The sequence below is a fragment of the Haloarcula sediminis genome, from assembly GCF_035656455.1.
Lineage (GTDB): Archaea > Halobacteriota > Halobacteria > Halobacteriales > Haloarculaceae > Haloarcula > Haloarcula sediminis.
The window spans coordinates 81,638-97,709 of the sequence record NZ_JAYMGA010000008.1; the positions used below are offsets into that span (position 1 = coordinate 81,638).

16 protein-coding genes and 1 pseudogene are annotated in these 16,072 nt (G+C 67.6%); 8 read left to right on the top strand and 9 right to left on the bottom strand.

Going from position 1 to position 16,072, the window contains the following annotated elements; translation table 11 throughout:
* The first annotated feature begins 93 nt into the window (after positions 1-93).
* The 3 genes from VJ162_RS14355 to VJ162_RS14365 are packed head-to-tail and all read left to right on the top strand — an operon-like array spanning position 94 to position 1,672.
* A complete protein-coding gene (locus VJ162_RS14355; RefSeq protein WP_324665223.1) occupies positions 94-654 on the top strand; it encodes an AAA family ATPase in 561 nt (186 codons plus the stop codon).
* On the top strand, positions 651-1,067 hold the full coding sequence (locus VJ162_RS14360; protein ID WP_324665224.1) for an RNA-binding domain-containing protein: 417 nt from the start codon (positions 651-653) through the stop codon (positions 1,065-1,067). Before VJ162_RS14355 ends, VJ162_RS14360 begins: the two co-directional genes overlap by 4 nt.
* Entirely contained in the window at positions 1,064-1,672 is a 609-nt protein-coding gene (locus VJ162_RS14365; protein ID WP_324665225.1) for an HAD family hydrolase, read from the top strand. Before VJ162_RS14360 ends, VJ162_RS14365 begins: the two co-directional genes overlap by 4 nt.
* On the opposite strand, the gene VJ162_RS14370 is transcribed toward VJ162_RS14365, so the two are convergent.
* Positions 1,669-2,220 (bottom strand): hypothetical protein, encoded by a 552-nt coding sequence (locus VJ162_RS14370; protein WP_324665226.1) that lies wholly within the window; start codon positions 2,218-2,220, stop codon positions 1,669-1,671. The genes VJ162_RS14365 and VJ162_RS14370 overlap by 4 nt on opposite strands.
* A 109-nt stretch (positions 2,221-2,329) precedes the next feature.
* Positions 2,330-3,268: a lamin tail domain-containing protein gene (locus tag VJ162_RS14375; RefSeq protein WP_324665227.1), complete on the bottom strand. Its 939-nt coding sequence runs from the start codon at positions 3,266-3,268 to the stop codon at positions 2,330-2,332.
* 102 nt (positions 3,269-3,370) lie between these two features.
* On the opposite strand from VJ162_RS14375, the pseudogene VJ162_RS14380 reads away from it, so the two are divergent.
* Positions 3,371-4,233 (top strand): annotated as a pseudogene (locus tag VJ162_RS14380) (CBS domain-containing protein).
* A 13-nt stretch (positions 4,234-4,246) separates the two neighbouring features.
* Here the strand turns inward: VJ162_RS14380 and VJ162_RS14385 are convergent.
* A complete protein-coding gene (locus tag VJ162_RS14385) occupies positions 4,247-5,263 on the bottom strand; it encodes a nucleoside recognition protein (RefSeq protein WP_455429321.1) in 1,017 nt (338 codons plus the stop codon).
* Between the two features lie 156 nt (positions 5,264-5,419).
* Between VJ162_RS14385 and VJ162_RS14390 the strand changes: the two genes are divergently transcribed.
* Entirely contained in the window at positions 5,420-5,731 is a 312-nt protein-coding gene (locus VJ162_RS14390) for a DUF7130 family rubredoxin-like protein (protein ID WP_324665228.1), read from the top strand.
* An 8-nt stretch (positions 5,732-5,739) separates the two neighbouring features.
* Here the strand turns inward: VJ162_RS14390 and VJ162_RS14395 are convergent, their stop codons facing one another.
* Positions 5,740-6,258, bottom strand: coding sequence for a magnesium transporter (locus VJ162_RS14395; protein ID WP_324665403.1), 519 nt, complete (start codon positions 6,256-6,258; stop codon positions 5,740-5,742).
* A 43-nt stretch (positions 6,259-6,301) separates the two neighbouring features.
* Positions 6,302-6,880, bottom strand: a complete 579-nt coding sequence (locus VJ162_RS14400; protein WP_324665229.1) for a magnesium transporter — start codon at positions 6,878-6,880, stop codon at positions 6,302-6,304.
* Positions 6,881-7,303: 423 nt separating this feature from the next.
* Between VJ162_RS14400 and surE the strand changes: the two genes are divergently transcribed.
* Complete coding sequence (gene surE / locus VJ162_RS14405; RefSeq protein WP_324665230.1) at positions 7,304-8,191, top strand: 5'/3'-nucleotidase SurE; 888 nt, start codon at positions 7,304-7,306, stop codon at positions 8,189-8,191.
* A 63-nt stretch (positions 8,192-8,254) separates the two neighbouring features.
* Here the strand turns inward: surE and VJ162_RS14410 are convergent, their stop codons facing one another.
* The 4 genes from VJ162_RS14410 to VJ162_RS14425 form a co-directional block, all read right to left on the bottom strand.
* Positions 8,255-10,072, bottom strand: coding sequence for a bacteriohemerythrin (locus tag VJ162_RS14410; RefSeq protein WP_324665231.1), 1,818 nt, complete (start codon positions 10,070-10,072; stop codon positions 8,255-8,257).
* 62 nt (positions 10,073-10,134) lie between these two features.
* Positions 10,135-11,520: a signal recognition particle protein Srp54 gene (locus VJ162_RS14415; RefSeq protein ID WP_324665232.1), complete on the bottom strand. Its 1,386-nt coding sequence runs from the start codon at positions 11,518-11,520 to the stop codon at positions 10,135-10,137.
* Positions 11,521-11,794: 274 nt separating this feature from the next.
* A complete protein-coding gene (locus tag VJ162_RS14420; protein WP_324665233.1) occupies positions 11,795-12,607 on the bottom strand; it encodes a manganese catalase family protein in 813 nt (270 codons plus the stop codon).
* Between the two features lie 148 nt (positions 12,608-12,755).
* Positions 12,756-13,376 (bottom strand): methyltransferase domain-containing protein, encoded by a 621-nt coding sequence (locus VJ162_RS14425; protein WP_324665234.1) that lies wholly within the window; start codon positions 13,374-13,376, stop codon positions 12,756-12,758.
* Between the two features lie 136 nt (positions 13,377-13,512).
* On the opposite strand from VJ162_RS14425, the gene ahaH reads away from it, so the two are divergent.
* Both ahaH and VJ162_RS14435 read left to right on the top strand, forming a co-directional pair.
* Entirely contained in the window at positions 13,513-13,845 is a 333-nt protein-coding gene (ahaH, locus tag VJ162_RS14430; RefSeq protein WP_324665235.1) for an ATP synthase archaeal subunit H, read from the top strand.
* Positions 13,832-16,072 carry a V-type ATP synthase subunit I gene (locus VJ162_RS14435; RefSeq protein WP_324665236.1) on the top strand — a complete coding sequence of 747 codons (2,241 nt, stop codon included), beginning with the start codon at positions 13,832-13,834 and terminating at the stop codon, positions 16,070-16,072. Before ahaH ends, VJ162_RS14435 begins: the two co-directional genes overlap by 14 nt.

Consider the following 16,072-nt stretch of genomic DNA (forward strand, 5'->3'; position numbering starts at 1 on the left):
TGGGACTTCCTCACTGTTCTCCATCGCTCTACCCTGAAGACCGCCGCCCCGAGAACAGCAGGTCTTTAGCCGGCTATCGACAAACTGGGGGCAATGACAGTCATCGGTGTCGTCGGGCTTCCCGGCAGCGGCAAGAGCGAGGCGGCCGAGGTCGCCGCCGAGATGGGCGTGCCGGTCGTAACGATGGGCGACGTCATCCGCGCGGAGTGTCGCGAGCGGGGGCTGGACCCGGCGACCGACCACGGGACCGTGGCGAAGGCGCTGCGCGAGGAGAACGGCCCCGACGCCATCGCCGAGCGGTCACTGCCGATAATCGCGGACGAACGCGCGGGCAACGACACCGTCTTGATCGACGGCATCCGCTCGGACGTGGAGGTAGACCGGTTCCGCGAGGCCTTTGGCGACTCGTTCGTGCTGGTCGAGATATCGGCGCCCTTCGACGTTCGGGCCGAGCGCCTGGACCTCAGGGGCCGGGACGCAGGCGCCGACGAGGGCGGCGAATCGCTCGAAGACCGCGACGAGCGGGAGCTGGGCTTTGGGATGGGTGAAGCGATGGAGATGGCCGACGTGACCGTCGAGAACACCGACTCGCTGTCGGCGTTCCGGGAACGGATCCGGGCACTGCTCGAAGAGGGTCTGGAGGCACAGTCGTGAGCAGCGTCTACAGCGTCGACGTCGAGATATCGGCGCCGGTCAACGACACGGAGGTCACGTCGCGGGTCGCCGACGCTATCCGGAACCTCTTCCCGGAGGCCGACCCCACGCATCGCGAGGGCGAGGTCGTCGCGACAGTCCACACGATGGAGGGGTTCTCGGAGGAGCTCCACCGCGCGGAGATTCTGGACACGGCCCGGTCGGTGTTCCTCGGCGACCTGGCGGGGGACCGCTTTGCCTTCGACCTGAAGAAGCAGGCGGCCTTCGAGGGGCGGGTGAACTTCGCCGTCGGCGAGCCCGCCGAACTGGGCGATATCCACGTCGTCGTTACGGTCCGCGAGCCCGACGCCGAGGCCTACATCGACTACGTCGCGCCGCCGACGGAGGACGGTCAGCCCGTCGATACCGAATGACCGAGGCGCTCTGTTTCGCGCTGGACGGGGTACTCGTCCATCGGACCCGCTCGGACGCCGCGATTTTGCGCGACGTGTTCGCCAGCCACGACATCGACCCGACCGACGAACTGCTGGCCACGGCACGGGATAGCTTCCGCGAGGCGTTCGGGGCCCTGCAACCGGCGCCCTACCGGCGGTCGATGGCGGCGGTCGTCTCGGCGGCCGACGCCGGGGCCGACCCCGACGAGATGGTCGCGACGCTGCGCGAGGCGACCTACGCCGCGACGGCCGTGCCAGAGGCCGCCCGCGAGAGCCTGGTCGGGCTGGCCGACGACAGCGCGCTCGCGGTCGTCACGAACGGCCCCCGGGAGTGGCAGGTCGGCAAGCTCGAGTACCACGACCTTCTCGACCGGTTCGACGCCGTCGTCGCCTCCTACGACGCGGGCGCGCACACGCCCGACACGGCCCCGTTCGACCGCCTCCGTGAGCGGGTCCCCGCCGAGGAGTACCTGATGGTCGGGGACGGCGACGACGTTGAGGGGGCGCGGGCCGCCGGGTTCGTCCCCGTCGAGTACAGCACGGAGGGAGCGGACCTCTGGGCGACCATCGACGCGTTGCTCTAGTCTTTTGCCAGATAGACGCCTGCTTTCGGGTGCTGGTCGGCGTCCTCGACGACGCGGTCGTCGTCGCGGGCGGCTTCGATTTCGGCTTTCGCGGCGTCACGGTCCAGCCCGCCGACGACCGCCATGACGTCGATGAGCTGGTCCTCGTTGGCGTGCGGGCGGCTGCCCGGGGCGTTGCCGAGTACTGAGGGCGCGGTCTCCTCGAAGCAGCGGAGGTACGCGGCGGGGTCACGCTCGCCGTGGAGCCGGTCGTGCCACGCCGCCGGGTACTGGCTGATGCGGCCGTCGCCGAGCTCGTAGAGTCGGTCGTCGTCGACCCAGCTCTCGGCGCCGGTGCGCCGGTCCGCGACGACCTCGCGGAACGCCGCCTCGTCGAAGCTGCTGTCCTCGCGCTCCTGTAACTCCCGGGTGTAGGCGTCGATGGCCGCCTCGGGGACGCCCGGCTCGTCGTCGTGGTGCCGTTCCAGAACGTCGATGAGTTCCCGGGTGCTCAGGCTCTCGCCCTCGTGAACTATCTCGTCGACGGCACGCTGGTCAGTGTCGACCATGCCGGCGGTATCGCCGTCGCGCTGATAAGGCGCGCGACCGTTTTCGGCGTAGCGGTGCCTTACCGCCCGCTGGCGAAGACGGCCAGTCGCTCGCCGGGTTCGGGCTCGCTCAGTACGCCCGCCGGAGCGCCACGGCGCCCCCGCTCGTCCGGACGGTGACAGTGTCGCCGTCGTTGTTCCAGACGGCCCCGCTCGCTCCCCAGTAGCGCGCCGTTCGGTTGTCTGTCCCGCTCCCGGTGTAGAGGGTAACGCGCTCGCCGGGGGCGAGCGAGTAGTTCCGGAAGGTGTGGTTCCGACCCGCAGCGTCGGTGACGGTCCAGCCGGTCAGGTTCAGCTCGCTGTCGCCGCGGTTCGCGAAGACGAGGTACTCGTCGTTCAGGTTCTCGTTGTCGTTGCCGGCGGCGTCTTCGTGGATTTCGACCAGGGCGAGCCCCGAGGGGCTGGTCGTGGCCGTCGGGGTCTCCCAGTCGGCTGCGTCGGGGTCGACACAGCGCCAGAGCCCGCGCCGGGCCTCGCGGGCGCCCGCCTCGGCGGCCCTGAAGCTGTCCCCCCGCGAGAAGTCGCTGTCGTAGACGCGCGCGCGGCCGGTCGCCACGAGCTGGTAGTTGAACAGGCGGTCGTCGACGACCACGTAGGCTAGCAGCCGGTCGTAGTACCCCCGCCGGTCCAGGTTGGGGTCCGTGGCGATGCCGACGGTGCGCCCGAACAACCGGTCTTTCGCGTAGTTCGAGGCGTTCGTCCCCGCCCCGCGGAGACAGTCCCCGCCGGCCGCGGTGTCGGGGACGCCCTCGAACTCCGCCGGGTCGTTCTCGCCGCGGACCTCCGGCGTGTCGACGCCGACCAGCCGGACGGTGTCGCGGGTGCCGTTGCGGTACTCGACGCGGACGGTGTCGCCGTCGACGACAGCGGTGACGCTGACCTGTGTCGTCTCCGTCGGAAGCGACCCGGCCGTCCCCGGCGCTGTCGGGCCGTCGCCGCTCGGGACGACCCCTCCACAGCCGGCGAGCACGACCAGCACGACCACGACCCCGGCTCGGCACGCTGTCATCGTCGGACCGACGGCGCCCACCTACACAACCCTTCGGGCGGGGAGTTATGCCACTGGGAGGAGAGATGCCAGTCGATGCTTGCCCTGCCCGTCAGTGAGGTCATGCGGACGCCCGTCCGAACCATCAGCCCCGAGAGCCCGGTCGTCGAGGCGGCGACACGGCTCCGCGACGAGGGCATCGGCTCGCTCGTCGTCGAGCGAAACGGGGAGTGTGTCGGCATCGTCACCGAAAGCGACATCGTCGCCGTCACCGCGGCGGAGGGCGACACCCGCAAGCTGACGGTCGCGGACGTGATGGCGACGGCGCTCGTGACTATCGGACCCGACGCGGACCTGTCGGACGCCGTCGAGCGCCTGCACGCCCACGGGGTCAAGCAACTCCCCGTCGTCGCGGACGGCGAACCCGTGGGTATCGTGACGACGACGGACGTCTCCCGGTACGTCCCGCACGTCACTCGCCCGGAGCCGTCAACCGATGCCCGCCCGGAGCGCCGGCGCTTTACCCGCCCCGACACGCAGTACGAGGACGACGACTGGGCGTTCGACAGCTACGGCGTCGCAGACGGCATCGACGTGGGCGACCACGTCCGTTTCTCGAAGACGCTCTCGGCGGCCGACGTCGAGCGCTTCGCCGAGATAAGCGGCGACACGAACCGGCTGCACCTGGACGAGCAGTTCGCCGAGCGGAGCCGCTTTGGCCGCCGCATCGTCCACGGGACGCTGGTCTCGGGCATCATCAGCGCCGCGCTCGCCCGGCTCCCGGGGCTGATAATCTATCTCTCACAGGAGCTCTCCTATCGGGGCCGGTAGACATCGGCGACCGCGTCACCGCCCACTGCGAGGTGGTCGAACAGCTCCGCGAGGACCGTTTCCGGCTGTCGACCGCGGTCGACGACGGCGAGGGCAACTGCGTCGTCGAGGGCGACGCAGTGGTCATCTCCGACTCGATTCCCGAAGACGACTGATGTCGTCGGGTCGCTACGGCACCAGCAAGAGGACCAGCGCCAGCGCGATCCACCCCACCTTCAGCCCGGTGTTGACGGCGATAACCTTCGAGCCAAACTCCCGACCCCAGATGCCGTACTGGAAGGGGATAGAGCGTTTGAACGTCGAGACGGCGAAGGAGACGATGCCGCCGACGAGCATCGTCGCCACCGCCGTCCGCGGGGTGAAGGTACCGTTCTCGATGAGCGGCGCGATGACGACCGCGCCGGAGGTCGTATCCAGCGCGAAAGCCGCCACTACTGGGACGGCCGCGCCCGGCAGGCCCAACAGGCCCGTCAACCCGTCGGCGGCCGCCGTCAGCGCCTGTCCGGAGCCGCCGGCGAGTGCGAGTATCTCCTCGGAGTAGGCGACGAGCAGGGCGACGACGACGTAGATGCCGGCCAGCCGTGGCAGTATCTCGCCGAGCTTCTCGCGGGTCTCGCCCAGCGCGTCGCGGACCCGCCCGAGGGCCGTCTCGGGCTCGGCTGGCTCGCTCTCCTCGCCGCCGTCCGTCGTCGTCGCCTCGCCCATCGCCCCGCGGTCGACGTTCGAGCCATCGAGCAAGAGCGCACCGGCGGCGATGCCGGTAAGCGTGATGGCGAGCGCGACCAGGCCCCGCGTCGTGACGTACAACACCCCGACGCGGGCCCCGAGAATCGGGATGAGAACGGGGACGTAGAAGGTGACGATGTGCTGGGCGAAGCCAAAGAAGGTGTTTATCGTGACCGCCACCAGGGTCGCGCGGTCGTCCAGCACGCCCGACTCGCGGAAGTCCGCGAGCATCCCGTAGCCCGCCGTCGGCGAGGCCGTCGTCGTCAGGATGGCGGTGCCGACCTCGTCGGGGAGGTTCGCCGGCCCGGTGAGATACTGCGAGACGACGGCTATCTTCTCGACCAGACCAAAGGAGACCGCGAGGTTCGCGAGAAAGACGCCTACCGAGAGGAAGACGGCGATGCGCAGGACCCGGACGAGAACCTCGCCGAGCAGTTCGACGACCGGATGACCCAGCAGTTCGACCAGCACGCGTATAGCCGCTACTTCGACCGACACCGAAATAGGGCCGTCGGTCTCTCCCGGTAGCGCCCGCGCCGACGCGGGGACCTTGCAGATGCAAGCGCCAGAGTTGGGACGCCGGGTCCGGTATCGAAACCGATGGGAGACAACCAGATGACATCTTCGGACGACGTTTCGGTCCAGCGAAACGAGGAGATATTCAACGACGAGGGGACGCTCATCGGCGTCGTCGGCGACGCGACGGCGGAGGGGTTCACGGTCGAGACGGTCGCCTCGGCGACCGTCGAGCACGGCGACGCCGTGCGGGGCGACGACCAGGACCCCGGCCAGGAGTTCGGCGAGGGGTACATCATGTGGCGCTGCACCGAGTGCGGTGAGATGGGCGAACTGGAGGCGGGGCTCCCGGAGACGTGTCCCAACTGCGGAGCGCCAAAGGAGGCTCTCGCGAAACAGCGGGAAGACTGAGCGCCCGCCTACACCAGCACGCTGACGGCGCCGAAAAGCACCAGCACGCCCAGCACGTCACAGACGTTGGTGACGACGGGGATGACGACGTCGTCGGGGTCGAGTTCGAACCGGTAGGCCGCGTAGGTGGTTATCGTCGTGACGGCGACGGCCAGTGCCGCCAGCGCGACACCGCTTGTGAGTGCGACCGCGACCACGGTCAACAGAGCGAGTCTGGTCCCGCCGACCACTCCCTGTAACAGCCACGCGCCGGCGCCCACGAGCGGGAACACCGTCACCGCGAGGGCCATGGTGGCCACGGCGTTGCCAACCAGCCGGTCGTCGTCGGTGTCGAAAGAGAGTAGCCCGAGGTGCAGGGCCGTCGAGAACCGCGCCGCGAGGATACTTCCGAGGTTGCCGGCCATCCCGATAGTCACCGGCACCAACACGAGCAGCGTCGGGTAGCGAAGCAGCGTCGACTCGAAGGTGTCGAGGACGATGCCGCTGCCCAGTTCGATGGCGGTCAGGACCACGAGAACTGGGAGCATCCGTCGGACGATGCCGCCAACCGTCCAGTTCGACGCCACCACGTCACCCACCCCCCAGCGCCAGGACGAGACGGGTCGCCACCAGCAGCGTCGCGACGCCGACCACGTCGCCCGTCGTCGTCACCACCGGCCCCGCCAGCGTGTCGGGGTTCAGCCCCCGTCGATACCCCACGAAGACGACGGAGACGACTGCGACGGTCAGCAGTATTCCGGAGATGAGCCCCGCGAGCAGGGCGATAGCTACGAGCGTCGCCAGCGGGGCCGATGGCCGCCCCAGCACTCCCAGCAGCGCGACCGCAAGCACCGCGGCGATACCGCTGACCATCACCCCATTGGCCAGTGCCGCGGCCACGGCCGCGTTCACCCGCTCGTCGTCCATCGAGAAGGTCGGGTCGACGAGCCCCTGATGCAGCGCCGACCCCAGCCGCGCCCCCAGCGAGCCGTAGACGTTCCCCCGCGTCGCCAGAAGCGCCGGGACCAACACGAGCAGACCCGCCACCTGCTCCAGTTCGGCGTCCATCCCGCTCAGTACGACACCCGCAAAGAGGCCGCCGACCGCACTGAGTGCCAACACGGGGAGTGACTCCCGGTAGGCCGCCTCGGCCACCTCGCGGACGGTCATTACGACACGCAAGCGTATCCAGTCGCAAAAAGCACCCGTCTTTGGCGCCGTTCCTGTTGGTGGCGTTTCGTCATTGTTCGCTACTGACACTGACAGCCAGAAAGCTCCGACCCAGTCACCGGGAGACCGCAGGTCGCCCGAGTAGTCGGCGCACAGCGCCGACAACGCCCCTTTCAATCCCATCCGTAGCCGGCTGGCCAATCATTGCTGGGTGGGACTGAAAGGGGCGGCCAGTTACACGAACCCCGACGACACAAGCACTGAACGAACGTAGTGAGTGAAACGCGCAGCGAGTCGCGGGAGTGTAACTGGCCGGGGCGTTCTGGCTGTTGATGTCGGCTATGGTGGCCTCGGTAACTTCGTTACAAACGCCCGTTGCCAGGGACCGAAGTGTTGACACCCGCTCACGACAACACGTAGCCAATGGACGAGCCACGGGTGCTGCTGACGAACGACGACGGCATCGACGCGCCGGGGTTGGCGAGCTGTTACGAGGAACTGACGGCGGTCGCGGACGTGACGGTGGTCGCGCCGATGGAGAACCAGAGCGGCGTCGGGCGGACCCGCAGCCACCGCACCGCCCGCGAGAGCCACCCGTGGGGGTACGCCTTAGACGGGACGCCCGCCGACTGCGTGGCCTACGGGCTCCGGGGGCTCGACACCGACTTCGACCTCGTGGTCTCGGGCTGCAACCACGGGCCAAACGCCGGCAACTACGTCGTCGGCCGCTCGGGGACCGTCGGGGCCTGTATCGAGGCGGGCTTTCTTGGCACCCCGGGCATCGCCGTCTCGGCGTACCACTGCGAGGACTTTTTCGTCTCGCCCCCGGCGGAGTACGACTTCGACCGCCCCGCTCGCGTCATGAGCGAGGTAGTCGTCCGAGCGCTGTCGGGCGATATCTTCGAGACGGCGGACTTCCTGAACCTGAACGTCCCGGTCGACGTGGCCGACCCCGAGATGCGACTGACCGAGCCACACCACGACTACGACCTGCTGGTCGAACACGACACCGACGGCGAGATCGACGAGCAGGCAAACCAGGGGACAGTGGGCGATATCGCCCTGCGCGACGTGGTCTGGCCCGACACCGCCGGGTGGGAGAACCCCTTCGACGGCGACGCCGACCTGGCCGAGCGCTACCCCGCCGGGAGCGACCGGCGGGCCATCATCGACGGCGCGGTCAGTCTCTCGCCGCTGACGGCGCCCGCGGTCGGCGTCGAGTCAGGCACACTCGAACGGATGGTCGGGGCGTTCAACGAGAGCGAGGCGGCCCGCCAGCGAGCCGAGCGCGAGGCGGCGGGCGAGCAGTAGCGGTCGGCGCTATCGCGTCGCCGAGTGGTGGGTGGGACTCGGTGTCCGCACGGCCGACGACCGTCACTCGGTCCGCCTGAGCGTCTCCCCCTCGAACGCCCCGTCCACGCCGGTACGGAACCAGTCGCCGCTGGTCGCACTGGCCATGACGTCGCTCGTCTCCCAGTACCGTTCGACGACGTGGGGCCCGCGGAACACGATTTCCCCCTCGTCGGTCACGGCGACTTCGGTCCCCGGTAACGGCTCACCGAGTGCCGACGGCGACGACGAGCCATAGGAGGTCACACAGCCGACGCCCGTCAGCCCCGGCCTGCCGAACACCTGGCTCACCGGGATGCCACAGCCCCAGAGGAACTCGACCAGGTCGGTATCGAGGGGGTCGGTACCCGACAGGGCGTAGTCGAGGTCCGCGAGTCCGAACGACTCCCGCAGCGGCGAGAACACGACTCTGGCGGCTGCGGAGTCGGTCAGTGACCCGCTCTTGCCCTCGCTGAACGCCTTCCCGCGGTCCCTGGCGGCGCCGTCGGCCAGACGCCCCTTCAGGCCGCCCAGGTCGTCTATCTCTGCCTGTAGCTCGTCGCTCAGGTGTTCGTACACGCGTGGGACGCCGACCAGCACGTCCGGATCGACCGCTTGGAGCCCCGCGACGATGTCGTCGGTCGGGATGTAGGCGGCCGCGGCGCCGTTGTCCCACAGGTAATATGTCGCGACGCGCTGGAAGACGTGGGCCTGTGGCACCAGGCTGGTGCCGGTCGACCCGCGGGTGAGCGGGAACTGCTCGCCGAGCATCGCCACGGCCGCAAGCAGGTTCCGGTGTGTCACGGCGTGGCCGAGCGTCTCCATGTCCCCGCCCAGCGGGGAGACGACGGTGGCCACGTCGGTGGCGACGTCGTCGAACCCCGGCAGCGACTCCCGCTCCGCGGTTGGGAGCGCGTCGATGTCGAACACCGTCCCCGCGGCCTCCCTGACGGCCGCGCTCGCGCTGTCGTCGACGACCAGCTTATCGACGCCGGCCGTCGTCTCGATTGCCACCGCCCGCTCGCTGCTCTGGTCGGGGTAGATCGGGACGGAGACGATGCCGGCGAGGTGGCAGGCGACGTCGACGACCGACCAGACGTACGAGGACTGCGCACAGATGCCAAGCGACGTGCCGGGCTCGACGCCCGCTTCGAGCAGCCCGCCGGCGACCGCCCACGCCTGGTCGTACAGCTCTCGGAACGTCCGCGAGGCGTACCCGTCGCCGTTCGGGACCAGCGCGACCGGCCGGTCGCCGTGGCGGTCGACCAGCCGCGCGAGCCAGTCGGCCAGCGAGCCGTGGGGAATCGAGATGTCGCCCCCGACGTGGACGTCGCTCCCGAGGGCCACCGCCGTGTCGTCGGCCTCGTAGGTCCGCGTCTCCTGGCGCGTCTTGTTCAGCTTGCCGGGCTGGTACTCGTAGTCCTCGGGGACCGACGCGGCGTAGTACTCGCTGTAGTTCTGGTCGACGTCGTCGCCGCCGATATGGGCGTCCAGCCACTCCCTGGTGAACTCTAAGACGTCGAGCGTTATCTCCTCGCCGTTCTCGTGGCGCTCGCGGAACTCCCCCACCGTCTCGACGAACTCCTCGTGGAAATCGCGGTGGTCGTAGAAACAGTCGGCACAGTCCATGGCGTAGCCACAGTCCTGCATGAACTCCTCCTCGTCGCCGAAGTGATACTCCGTGTAGCGTTCGAGTTCCTGGAGGATGTCGCCGACCGTCTCCTCGGAGTGGCCCTCATCGATAGCTACGTACAGGTCGTTCAGGAGACCGAACAGATGTTTGTGCTGTTCGTCGAACCGGTCGATATCGGTGCTGTACCGCTCGTCCACCCACTCGATGAAGGCTCCGCTCGACTCGGCCATACCACGTGATAAGCACTACGTACGAAAAGCGAAATCGGCAATTCCCAGCCAGTGAAAACCCCTCAGAACGGGCCCATACCGCCCATGCCACCCATGTCGCCGTCGCCCTGTTGCATCTGTTTCATCATCCGCTCCATGTCGCCGTCGCCCATCCCCTGGAACTGCTTTAGCATCTGAGACATCTGCTTGTGCTGTTCCAGTAGCTCGCGAACGCGCTCCTCGGGCTTGCCCGAGCCGTGACAGATGCGCTCGGTGCGGGACTGGCCGATGATGCGCGGGTTTTCGAGCTCCTCTTCGGTCATCGAGTCCATGATGACGTCGAAATCCCGCATCCGCTCTTGGGTCACGTCCATGGCGTCGTCGGGCAGCTGGTCCATCAGCCCGCCGCCCATCCCCGGAATCATGTCCATCACCTGGTCCAGCGGGCCCATGTTGTTCATCGTCTCCATCTGCTTGCGCATGTCCTTGAGGGTGAAACTCCCTTCCAGCATCTGCTCGGGGTCCCACTCTTCTTCCTCGTCGCCGGTCTCCTGCATCGCCCGCTCGACGCGCTCGGTGAGCTGTTTCAGGTCGCCCATCCCGAGCAGTCGGGAGATGAAACCCGACGGCTCGAAGCGCTCGATGTCCTTGACCGTCTCCCCCGAGCCGAGGAAGGCAATCGTCGAGTCTGTCTCGTCGACGGCGGCGAGGGCGCCCCCACCTTTGGCCGTCCCGTCGAGTTTGGTGATGACGACGCCGTCGATGCCGATGGCGTCCTGGAAGTCGGCGGCCTGGCTCTTTGCGCTCTGGCCCATCGCGGCGTCCAGTACCAGCAGGTTCCGCTCTGGCTGGACCTCCTGCTCGATGCGCTCTATCTGCTCGATGAGCTCCTCGTTTAACCCGTCCCGACCCGCCGTGTCCACGATGCGGACGTCGGCCTCCTCGGTCGCGTCCAGCCCGTCGCGGGCGATTTTGACCGGGTCGTCCTCGTCGGGGTCGCCGTAGAAGTCGACCTCGGCGCGGTCGGCCATCTCCTTTGCCTGGTCGTAGGCGCCGGGCCGGTCCGTGTCGGTCTGGATGATGGCCGGCCGAAGGCCCTTCGTCGAGAACCACCACGCCATCTTGGCAGCCGTCGTTGTTTTCCCCGACCCGTAGAGGCCGGCGAGCATGATGGTCTGCTCTTCGAGGGGCAGGTCCGTCGACTCGCCCACCAGCTCTACGAGTTCCTCGTAGACGATTCGCAGCACCCAATCGCGGGGCGTCGTCCCCGCCGGTGGTTCCTCCTCCAGGGCGCGGGTCTCGATGTTGTCCGACAGCTCCTGGACCAGCGCCACGTCGACGTCCGCCTGCAACAGCGACCGCTGAATCTCCTTGACGATGTCCTCGATGTCCTCCTCGGAGATGCGGGACTTCCCCCTGAGGTTGTCTAAGGTCCCCCGAAGGGAGCTTCCGAGATTGTCGAGTACCATTGTTATGACCCGATAGACGACCACGCGGGTAAAACACTGCGGTCCGACCTTTTTCCCGGTCGCCCTTCCTCGCGCGCTCTCCGAGCGCGCTGTGGGAGGGCTCCCGGCAAAAACGTCGATGAAAAAGGCCGGAATCGCCATTGGCGATTCCGGGGAACCGGCTCGCTTCGCTCGCCGGATGCTCACACTGGACAGCCTGCCCTTCCCCGTCAGCGCGGCACGGAGGCCGCGCTCGGCCACCGCGACGGTACCGCTTGCACCGCTCTACTGCGGCCTACTGCACTTCGTTGTACATCTCGTCTATCATCTCGTCGAGGTCGGGGTTGCCGCCGCCGGGCTGGTCGGGCGTGTAGCTGAACTCGCCCTTGCCGTCGGGGGCCTCGCCCTGGGTCCAGGGCTGTTCGGGGTCCGCGCGCTCCTCGCGGGCGGTGGACATGAACGCGTAGTTGAACTCCTGGTTCTCCTTTGACTGGTCGAAGCTGTTCGGGACGGGTCGGTGCTCGCCGAGCGATTCGAGGGCGGCGTGCCACTGGTTCTGGTGCATCGTGTCCCGGGCGATGAGGTATTCGAGCATGTCCTTCATTCCGGGGTCGTCGGTGAACTCGTAGAGCCGCGTCGCCAGCAGCCGACCGGTGGACTCGGCCATGACGTTGGCGTACATGTCGGCCGCGAGGTTGCCCGAGGCGACCACGTAGCCCCCGTTGAAGGGGACGCCGTTGCTGTCGACCGGCATCGCGTGGAGCCCAGCGGAGAGGGCCTGCCGGGGCTGGCCCGAGCGCATCATCTCGTCGATGACGGCGTCCTCGCGAGCGGCCTCGCGGGCCTCCTCGGAGGCCCCTTCGAGGTTCTTCGAGACCGCCGTCGCGAGCATCTCGATGTGCCCCAGCTCCTCGGTGGCCGCCTCCATCAGGAACTGCCGCATCTCCGCTTTCTCGGCCGGGATGGCAAAGGCCTGGAACATGTACTGCAGGGCGACGCGCATCTCCCCCTCGGCCCCGCCGATGGCCTGCTGGAGCATCTTCGCGAACTGCGGGTCGGGCTCTTCGACCTCGACCTCGAACTGGAGTTCGTCGTCGTGGTAGAACACATGTCAAATACTTGTCCGAAATCGAAAAGCGAGTTGCTTGCATTTACCGGAGACAGCGGGCCGGGCCGCTCGCAACCCGGTACCCGGGTTACTCAGGGACCACTCGTTGAAAAACGCGGGCGAAAAAGCGGCCGCTGGCGGTCGTCTATTATTCCGGAACTTTCGCAATCGTCGTTATCGCTCGCGGACTGCCGGGCATCGACTGCTGGATGTGGTGTTCGAACTCCTCGAAGCCGGCTTCCCGGAACATCCGGTCGGCCTCCTCCTCGTCGTAGAACAGCATGATGGCGTCGGCCACCTTCTGGAAGAGAGAGGAGTTGGGGTAGTCGGGGCCGACGATGAGCACCTTGCCGCCGGGTTTCGTGATGCGGCGGGCCTCTTCGAGGGCGTCGACGGGGTTGGGCCAGTACTCGATAGAGCCCGACGACCAGACGGCGTCGAAGCTGTCGTCCTTGAACGGCAGCCGCTCGGCGTCGCCCATGTGATAGCGCACCCGGCCGAACTTGCCGAACTTCCCAAACGCCTTCGAGAGCTGGTGGGGGCTCTGGTCGAGCCCGTAGATGGTGTCGACGTGTTCGAGCAGCCCCTCGGTGGCAAAGCCGGTGCCACAGCCCACGTCGAGGACGCGGTCGTCCGGATCGAGATCCAGCATCCCGATGGCCTCGTCGCGCATCTCCTCGTTCCAGACGAACGGGTTGATCTGGTCGTACACCTTCGAGAGGTACTTGTAGAACGTCCGCGCCCGGGCTTTGTTCTCGAGGACTCCCATTGCCTACGCTTGGGCCTTACTGGTCATAATTCCCCGGTTTTCCCGCTGAGACACGGTCGGGGCACATGGCTTTCGATACCGCGAAAACTTCGCAACTACCAAATAGCCGCTTGGGTTACGTTCGGACGATTAGAGAATGCCACGGCCAGAAGTTCTAGACCGGATAAAGGAGGCCGAGCAGGAGGCCGACGATATCGTCGCCGAGGCCGAGGAGGACCGCGAGGAGACAATCGCGGCGGCCCGAGAGGAGGCCGACGAGATTCGCGAACAGGCACGCGAGGACGCCGAGGCGTCGGCTCAGGAGCGGCTCGAAGACGCCCGCGAGGACATCGAGTCCGAGCGCGAGGCGCTCATCGAGGAGGGCGAGTCGGCCCGCGAGGAGCTCGAACAGCAGGCCGAAGGGCGCGAAAGTGAGGTGGTCGACTACGTGACAGACCTCTTCGAGGAGGCGGTACATGCTCAGACCTGAGAAGATGTGCCGCGTCTCGGTGACCGGGTCGAAGCGGGTCATGGGCTCCGTCGTCGAGGCCGTCCACGACCTCGATATGCTCCACGTCACCGAGTACGACGGCTCGTGGGACGGGTTCGAACCCGGCGACCCGGTCGAGGGTGCCGACGAGGCTTCGGACCAGCTCGTTACGGTCCGAGCGCTCGAATCCATCCTCGACGTCGACGAGGACGACGCCGGCCCGACGCGGCTGGTCACTGACGAGGCACTCGAAGAGGACCTAGAGGAGGTCCGCTCGGAGGTCAACGCGCTGGACGACCGGCGCGACGATATCCGGGACGACCTCCGCGAGGTCGAAGACGAGATCGCCACGATGGAGCCGTTCGTCCGGCTCGGCATCGACCTGGACCTGCTCCGTGGCTACGACACGCTCGCCGTTTCGGTCGGCGAGGGCGACGCCGACGAGATAGCGGCCGCCCTCGAGGACAGCGACATCGACGCCTACGGGACCTTCGACGAGGACGGCATCGTCGCCGTCTTCGCGCGGGCCGACGACGGGGAACTCCAGGACGCGCTGGTCGGCGCGACGTTCTCCGCGCTGGCAGTCCCCGAGGGCGACGGCGACCCGGCCGAGTACTTAGAGGAGCTGAACCACCGCAAACAGCAGCTCGAATCCAAGCTCACGACTGTCGAGGAGGAGCTCGAAGAGCTCCGTCTGGACTACGCCGGCTTCCTGCTGGCCGCCGAGGAGAAACTCTCCATCGAGGTCCAGAAGGCCGAGGCACCCCTGACCTTCGCGACGACGGACAACGCCTTCATCGCGGAGGGGTGGATTCCCGACGACGAGTACGAGCTGTTCGAACAGCAGGTCGGGGCCGAGGTCGGCGAGGCCATCGACATCGAGAAGCTCGAAATCGCCGAGTACGACAGCGACGGACACGTCCACTCCCACGAGGAAGTCGAGGGCGAGGGCGGCCACGGGGACGAGACCGAGGACGACGCCGCGCTCGCCGACGAGGAAGACGCGGGCCGGGAAGCCGTCGCGGACGGCGGACACAAGACGTCGGCCGGCGGCCTCGTCACGATGGGCGATTCCAGCCCGCCGGTCATCCAGGACAACCCCGGCGCGGCCAAACCCTTCGAGGCGCTCGTCGAGGTCGTCAGCCGTCCGAAGTACGGCGAGTTCGACCCGACGGTGTTTTTCTTCCTGACGTTCCCGGCCTTCTTCGGCTTCATGATCGGTGACCTCGGGTACGGTCTCCTGTATCTCCTGGCCGGCTACGGGCTCTACGCGACGATGGACAGCGACGTGCTGAAGAGCCTCGGCGGCGTCGCCATGTGGGCCGGCGGCTTCACGGCGCTGTTCGGCGTGCTGTACGGCGAGGTCTTTGGCCTGCACCAGCTCGGGGAAATCGTCTGGGGCGGCCACCCGCCGATGCACAAGGGGCTCCAGCCCGCCTACGCAGACTACGGGCTGGCGTGGCTCACAATCGGGCTCCTGGCCGGTGTGGCCCACCTCGCAGTCGGATGGATACTCGATTTCGTCGAGAACCTCGGCCACGGGCTCTGGGACGCGGTCACCGAGAGCGGGTCGTGGCTGCTGATGCTCTTTGGCCTGTGGGCCTGGGTGTTCTCCGGCGCCAACGGCACGGCACCCGACTTCCTCTACACGGCCGAGAGCGGCGTCTTCGCCGGGAACCCGTACGCGCTTGGCTTTACCGGCGTCCCGGCCCTTGACCTGTTTACCATTCCGGTCATCGGTGCGCCGTTCTCGGCGTGGCTCGTGCCGTTTTTCGTCGGCGTCGTCCTGCTGTATCTGGCCGACCCCGTCGAGGTCGTCGAGTTCCTCAACGTCCTCGTGAACGTGCTCTCGTACACCCGACTGGCGGCGGTGTTGCTCGCGAAGGCCGGGATGGCCTTCGTGGTCAACCTGCTGTTTTTCGGTGCCTACGAGCACCACGGGGAGTGGCACTTCCTCATCGGCCACGGCCCGGAGTACGCTATCGCCGAGTACGGTGCCGAATCTATCGTCTTCCCCGGACTGATGCACTCGGGCATCGCCGGCCTCGTGGGCGGGCTGCTCGTACTCGTCATCGGGCACCTGCTGGTGTTGGTCCTTGGCGTTACGAGCGCCGGACTGCAGGCCGTGCGTCTCGAGTACGTCGAGTTCTTCGGGAAGTTCTTCGAGGGCGGCGGGAAACAGTACAGTCCGTTCGGCTACGAGCGGACGTACACGACCGACGACTGA

Bases quoted from the DNA above. Each gene is read 5' to 3' on its own strand.
- VJ162_RS14355 (WP_324665223.1), top strand. From the start codon at position 94: ATGACAGTCATCGGTGTCGTCGGGCTTCCCGGCAGCGGCAAGAGCGAG.
- VJ162_RS14365 (WP_324665225.1), top strand. From the start codon at position 1,064: ATGACCGAGGCGCTCTGTTTCGCGCTGGACGGGGTACTCGTCCATCGG.
- VJ162_RS14370 (WP_324665226.1), bottom strand. From the start codon at position 2,220: ATGGTCGACACTGACCAGCGTGCCGTCGACGAGATAGTTCACGAGGGC.
- VJ162_RS14375 (WP_324665227.1), bottom strand. From the start codon at position 3,268: ATGACAGCGTGCCGAGCCGGGGTCGTGGTCGTGCTGGTCGTGCTCGCC.
- VJ162_RS14390 (WP_324665228.1), top strand. From the start codon at position 5,420: ATGACATCTTCGGACGACGTTTCGGTCCAGCGAAACGAGGAGATATTC.
- VJ162_RS14395 (WP_324665403.1), bottom strand. From the start codon at position 6,258: ATGCTCCCAGTTCTCGTGGTCCTGACCGCCATCGAACTGGGCAGCGGC.
- VJ162_RS14400 (WP_324665229.1), bottom strand. From the start codon at position 6,880: ATGACCGTCCGCGAGGTGGCCGAGGCGGCCTACCGGGAGTCACTCCCC.
- surE (WP_324665230.1), top strand. From the start codon at position 7,304: ATGGACGAGCCACGGGTGCTGCTGACGAACGACGACGGCATCGACGCG.
- VJ162_RS14410 (WP_324665231.1), bottom strand. From the start codon at position 10,072: ATGGCCGAGTCGAGCGGAGCCTTCATCGAGTGGGTGGACGAGCGGTAC.
- VJ162_RS14415 (WP_324665232.1), bottom strand. From the start codon at position 11,520: ATGGTACTCGACAATCTCGGAAGCTCCCTTCGGGGGACCTTAGACAAC.
- VJ162_RS14425 (WP_324665234.1), bottom strand. From the start codon at position 13,376: ATGGGAGTCCTCGAGAACAAAGCCCGGGCGCGGACGTTCTACAAGTAC.
- ahaH (WP_324665235.1), top strand. From the start codon at position 13,513: ATGCCACGGCCAGAAGTTCTAGACCGGATAAAGGAGGCCGAGCAGGAG.
- VJ162_RS14435 (WP_324665236.1), top strand. From the start codon at position 13,832: ATGCTCAGACCTGAGAAGATGTGCCGCGTCTCGGTGACCGGGTCGAAG.